Source organism: Sulfurihydrogenibium yellowstonense SS-5 (genome assembly GCF_000173615.1).
GTDB lineage: Bacteria > Aquificota > Aquificia > Aquificales > Hydrogenothermaceae > Sulfurihydrogenibium > Sulfurihydrogenibium yellowstonense.
The window spans coordinates 1-5623 of the sequence record NZ_ABZS01000106.1; the positions used below are offsets into that span (position 1 = coordinate 1).

Genomic DNA, 5623 nt, shown 5'->3' on the forward strand with positions numbered 1-5623 from the left:
GATGGGGTGTCAGGTTTGTGTTTTCATAAACATTAGAAATTAAATTATTGACTAACTTACAATCATTACATACTCCACAGCCAAAACCTTCCTTCTTTTCACATAAAAAACCACGTGCAGTATATAAAGCCAATAACTTTTTACCGATACAATCTTTACCTTCATACAGTAAAGATAAAGAGTCGTAATTTTTATGTAAATATTTCTTAATCAGTGTCTTTTCTTTCTCGTGCCCGATAACCTTCATATTATCTTTCTCTGTTTTAACGTGTCAACAATAATTTTGTGTATTTCCATAATATCCATCGTTCCATCAATGACAACAAATCTATCTTTTTCATTCTCAGCAATCTTTAAAAATCCTTCTCTTAACTTTTTATGAAATTCTATATCTTCGCTCTCTATCCTGTCTTTAGTTTTGCTTAATCTTTTAAGACTAATTTGGGCAGGAATATCTATCAAAAATGTTAAGTTAGGCTTCAGTCTATCTGTTGCAAGAGTGTTTAGATAGCTTACAATCTCATAATCAATCCCTCTTGCATAGTGCTGATATGCAGTTGTAGAGTCAATGTATCTATCTGATAATACTATATAATCAGCTTCTAAGCTTGGTTTGATTATATTGTGAATATGTATATTTCTGTCTGCTTCATAAAGTAAAAGTTCAGCTATGTATGGAAATTTTTCATCCCATTTTGAAAGTAATATTTCTCTAATTTTTTGACCTATTTTAGTCCCGCCGGGCTCTCTTGTCTTTATAACATTCTTGCCTATACTTTTTAAGTAATCATAAAGAAGATTTATCTGTGTAGTTTTGCCCGATGCTTCTATTCCTTCAAACGTAATAAAAAACCCCATTTATCCTCGCATAAATCATAAAAATTTTAACCGCTTGGTATATAATTTTAGCATAAACAAAGTAGGAGGTTTTTAAAATGGCAATAGATAGACAAAAGGTTGAAGAAGTTTTAGAGCAAGTTAGACCTTATTTAAGATTTGACGGTGGAGATGTTGAACTTGTTGATGTTGGTGAAGATGGTACTGTTTATGTTAGATTAATGGGTGCATGTTCAGGATGTCATATGTCTTTATGGACTTTAAAAGGTGGTGTAGAGGCAAGATTAAAGCAAGCTATCCCAGAAGTTAAAGAAGTCGTAGCTGTAAACTTATGATAATCACGTAAAAAGAAAACAGAAAATTCTTTATTGGCTTTAGAATAACAACATTTTTACCTTCGTCGCCATCCTGAGGACTTAAGTCCGAAGGATTTTCTCTTTTAATTTTTTGACTTGAAAAGAAAAACAGGAGATTGAATGACGGCTTTCATTTTCTGCTTGACATGTAGAAAATTTTTTTGTATATTATTGTTAGCTTTTTAATTTTTTAATTGTACCTTGGCAATTGAATAGGTTAACCCACACAAGCTTAATTTACGTGAAAGCGTGAGACGTGAGAAGTGAGACGTTAGAGATTGGTTTATCAATAATTTAGTGATTTTTAATTGACTGCTTGATGGTTTGGCGAGATGATTTATAAGTCAGTGAAGCTAAGGTATTGGTACTGTGATTTTATTTTTTGATGTTTGATTTAAGCTTGTGTAGTGATGGTTTGAAAGGGATTTTTTGAAAAGTGAATGTAAGTATTTGTTAAATAGGATTTTTTGATTTTGAATTTTTTAGCTTTTAAATTTTTGAAAATTTGCAATTTTTTATTTTAAAATTTTTTCAGATCGGGAAATTAAGGAGTGATATTTTCCGCCCCTTTCTGAGTTTAGGGTTTTCAGCAGTTGGCTTGTAGTGGGAAGCAAAAGGATAAAATATAATAATATATTTTCTGTATATCGAGGTTTGCGGAAAAAAAACTTCAACTTGCAGGTTTTTTAAAAGTTTGGTATAATGGTTATCAGAATATTGATAGAGTAAGCTATAAGCGATTTTATTTTTGAGTAAAAATTTAGCGGGTTACATCTGAACCGTGTGGGTTAGAAAGATAACTCTGCAAGCATCTTGTCATTCTTTGCTTTAAGTTACATCTGAACCGTGTGGGTTAGAAAGAAGTCTGCTTGCTCCATTGGTAATACTTGCTCTGGCAGTTACATCTGAACCGTGTGGGTTAGAAAGGTTGATAAAGCATCAGAAGTTCCGCCTGCGTTATTGGTTACATCTGAACCGTGTGGGTTAGAAAGTTACAACTTTTTAAACCACTATTAACAAGGTTCGAAAAGTTACATCTGAACCGTGTGGGTTAGAAAGGAAAACTCTTTCTTAATCACAGGTAAGCTGGTGCATCGTTACATCTGAACCGTGTGGGTTAGAAAGGATTTTTCAAAGGATTTTTAAATGTAATTGTTAAGAGTTACATCTGAACCGTGTGGGTTAGAAAGTTACTTGGATCCTCTTCACCTAATTCCAATATTCCTGTTACATCTGAACCGTGTGGGTTAGAAAGCAGTCAAGCTCTGGGTATATTTTAGTAAGGAGGTTAGCGTTACATCTGAACCGTGTGGGTTAGAAAGTTTTACCTACGATAGTATTACCGTGTATAATAAAAGGTTACATCTGAACCGTGTGGGTTAGAAAGATATGTATGTAATACCTGCATTCATGGACGAAGTGGGTTACATCTGAACCGTGTGGGTTAGAAAGTATTAATTTTCTGGCAAAATATCATCTTGCTACTAAAGTTACATCTGAACCGTGTGGGTTAGAAAGGCGTTCTTCATATTCATTGTTTAATTAAATTCCCTAGTTACATCTGAACCGTGTGGGTTAGAAAGGATTTATCTATAGAAGAAATTACTAAACTTATTTCAGTTACATCTGAACCGTATGGGTTATGTAAGAGGTGAAACGTGAGACGTGAGATGTAAGACGGTTTTAAATTCTTTTTACGTTTCACGTTTCACGCTTCACTTCTCACGTTTGAGTTCCATCTGAACCTTGTTGGTTATAGAGCTCAAGTACTTATTTTCACATCTTTTATTACTTTTTTATCTCACATCCAAAAAATCCCCATCAACTTACAAAAATTGAAAATTCTCGTATAAAGCATTTATTGTATAATAAAGATGCAGGATTTCTTAATACTCAGAAAGGAGCTATTTCTTGTTTAACTTTGATAAAGCTTATTTTGAAAAAGTAATGTATCAACATTTAGATAGTAATGTTAATTTCATACTTCAAGTAGGTAAATACATTATAGACAGCGGTGGCAAGAGAGTTAGACCCTATCTTGTTTTGAAATTTTCTAAAATAATGAAAAATAAAAATGAAGAAAAAGACTATATCTTGGCAGCTGCTTTAGAATATCTTCATACAGCATCTCTTCTTCATGACGATGTTGTAGATGGCTCACAACTAAGACGTGGAAAGCCTACAGCTAATAGAATTTTTGGAAATGATACAACCGTTTTAACCGGTGATTATATGTATGCCAACGCACTTTATCTCTTTTCTACCCATGGCGATATAGATATGATTAAAAACGTAAGCCAAACAGTCAAAAAAATGGCTGAAGGGCAGCTTTTAGAACTAAAAAAAATTGCTGACTTTGACATAACATTACAAGAGTATTACTCAATCTTAGAAGGAAAAACTGCAGCACTATTTGGAAGTTGCTGTTATGTTGGCACAGCACTTGGAACAGATAACGAGACTTTAAAACAAAAAGCCTTTGAGTATGGTTTAAACATCGGTATGGCATTTCAAATTGTAGATGATTTATTAGATTACACGGGAAAAGAGGAAAAAACCGGAAAGTCTATAATGAATGATTTAAGAGAAGGAAAAATAACATACCCTTTAATTGCTGTAAGAGAAAAACTATCTGCAAAAGAGAAAGAATTTATAAAATCAGTTTTATTAAACAAAAATCCGGATACTGAAGATTTAATAAAAGTCAAAAATATTGTAGAAAGCTACGGTGGAATAGAAGAGACTAAACAAAAGGCAAAAGACTTTGTAGATAAAGCGATAGAAAATTTAAGAGTTTTTGGAAACAGTGAAGATGTTGAGGAATTGGAAAGTTTAGCTAAATTTATAATTGAAAGAGAAGTATGATATAAGTGAGGAATAGAATAGGTGGGTTGGATTAAGAATGAGTCTGTTCCAAAAATCCACACTGTTATTCTGAGCGAAGCGAAGAATCTCCTGCTTTCTTTTCAAGTCAAAAAAATCAAAAAGGAGATCCTTCGGACTTACGTCCTCAGGATGACAGCGAAAGTTAAGTTTACAAAAATTTTTACAACTCTCTTATAAATATATGACATTAAATCTTGCATGATTTAAAAAATTTTGCTAACTTCTTCTGTCAAAAAGTAAAGATAGGAGGCATTAATGTATAGAACATTACTAAAATCTAAGGTTCATAGAATAAAAATAACCGGTGCAGACCTGCATTATGAAGGAAGTCTCACATTAGATGAAGAAATAATGGAGGCTGCAAATTTAGTTCCATTTGAAAAGATAGAAGTTTATAATGTAAACAACGGTCAAAGATTTTCAACCTATGTAATCCCTGGAGTTAGATACTCAGGAGAATGTATCCTAAACGGAGCAGCGGCAAGATTAGGTCATTATGGAGATATTATAATAATTGCATCGTATGCAGCAGTAAACGAGAAAGATTTAGAAAGCTTTAAAGTGAATCTTGTTTACATAGATGAAAACACAAACACAATCAAAGAAAAGAAAGAAGTATTGGCGTTAAACTCTAAAGTTTTAGCTAAAACTAACGAATAGTAAGATTAAGAGTTATTATAGACTCTTAATTACAATAAGGTGATCAACAATGAGATATAAATTTATATTACTATTCGTTTTGATAGGGTTTTTAATACAATCTTGTTCCGTTCAAGTTAAAGAGAAGAAAAGTTCTACTTTCAAAGATACATATAAACCAAAGACTGTTGTAAAAAACGAAAATAAAGAAAAAATTGAGTCAAAAACATTAGAGAGTAATAACACAAAAGAGAATAATAACATAAAAAATGAAGTCTTAATAGCCATTACAGAAGAAGATAGAAATTTTATTAAAAAAGAAGCATCTATATTGAACATAAAAGTCCCGGATGATAATGATATAGATTATTTTATAGATTACTTTACAACGACAAAAAAATACTTTACAGAGAATGCTCTCAAAAGAGCAAACTACTTTATGCCAATGGTAAGAAAAATTTTTAGACAGGAGGGACTGCCGGAAGAATTGGCATATCTTGCGGTTGTTGAAAGTGGATTTAATCCTTTTGCTACATCTTCTGCGAATGCAGCCGGAATTTGGCAGTTTATTCCATCTACCGGTAGAAGGTTTGGATTAAGAATAGATGATTACATCGATGAAAGAAGAGACCCATACAAATCTACAATAGCAGCTGCAAAATATTTAAAAACTTTATACAACATGTTTGGTAGTTGGGAGCTTGCGATTGCAGCATACAACTGCGGAGAAAAATGTGTTGCAAAAAGATTAGAATACTCGTCAGCCACGTCTTTCTCCGAAATAAAAGACATCCTACCATCACAAACAAAAGAGTATGTTCCAAGATTTTTTGCCATTCTTTTTATTGCCAACAATCCTGAAAAATATGGATTGGATGTTAAAACAAATGTTTATGATGTTATTA

Annotated in this window: 5 protein-coding genes, 1 pseudogene and 1 CRISPR repeat array; of the genes and pseudogenes, 4 read left to right on the forward strand and 2 right to left on the reverse strand. The window is 32.4% G+C overall.

The features are described from left to right. Both SULYE_RS05245 and tmk read right to left on the reverse strand, forming a co-directional pair. Positions 1 to 247: pseudogene (locus tag SULYE_RS05245) on the reverse strand (DNA polymerase III subunit delta'); the annotation flags it as partial. Further along, positions 244 to 858 carry a dTMP kinase gene (gene tmk / locus SULYE_RS05250; RefSeq protein WP_007547250.1) on the reverse strand — a complete coding sequence of 205 codons (615 nt, stop codon included), beginning with the start codon at positions 856 to 858 and terminating at the stop codon, positions 244 to 246. The pseudogene SULYE_RS05245 and the gene tmk, both read right to left, overlap by 4 nt. Before the next feature lie 77 nt (positions 859 to 935). Here tmk and SULYE_RS05255 point away from each other — a divergent pair, with 77 nt between their 5' ends. The 4 genes from SULYE_RS05255 to SULYE_RS05270 form a co-directional block, all read left to right on the forward strand. Beyond that, positions 936 to 1172 carry a NifU family protein gene (locus SULYE_RS05255; RefSeq protein WP_007547251.1) on the forward strand — a complete coding sequence of 79 codons (237 nt, stop codon included), beginning with the start codon at positions 936 to 938 and terminating at the stop codon, positions 1170 to 1172. Between the two features lie 788 nt (positions 1173 to 1960). Continuing rightward, a CRISPR array of direct repeats spans positions 1961 to 2841; the repeat unit is 29 nt; unit sequence GTTACATCTGAACCGTGTGGGTTAGAAAG. A 263-nt stretch (positions 2842 to 3104) separates the two neighbouring features. Further along, positions 3105 to 4058 carry a polyprenyl synthetase family protein gene (locus tag SULYE_RS05260; protein WP_007547252.1) on the forward strand — a complete coding sequence of 318 codons (954 nt, stop codon included), beginning with the start codon at positions 3105 to 3107 and terminating at the stop codon, positions 4056 to 4058. A gap of 276 nt (positions 4059 to 4334) precedes the next feature. After that, a complete protein-coding gene (gene panD, locus SULYE_RS05265) occupies positions 4335 to 4739 on the forward strand; it encodes an aspartate 1-decarboxylase (protein WP_007547253.1) in 405 nt (134 codons plus the stop codon). 49 nt (positions 4740 to 4788) lie between these two features. Next, on the forward strand, positions 4789 to 5623 hold an 835-nt coding region (locus tag SULYE_RS05270), incomplete at its 3' end, for a lytic transglycosylase domain-containing protein (protein WP_007547254.1).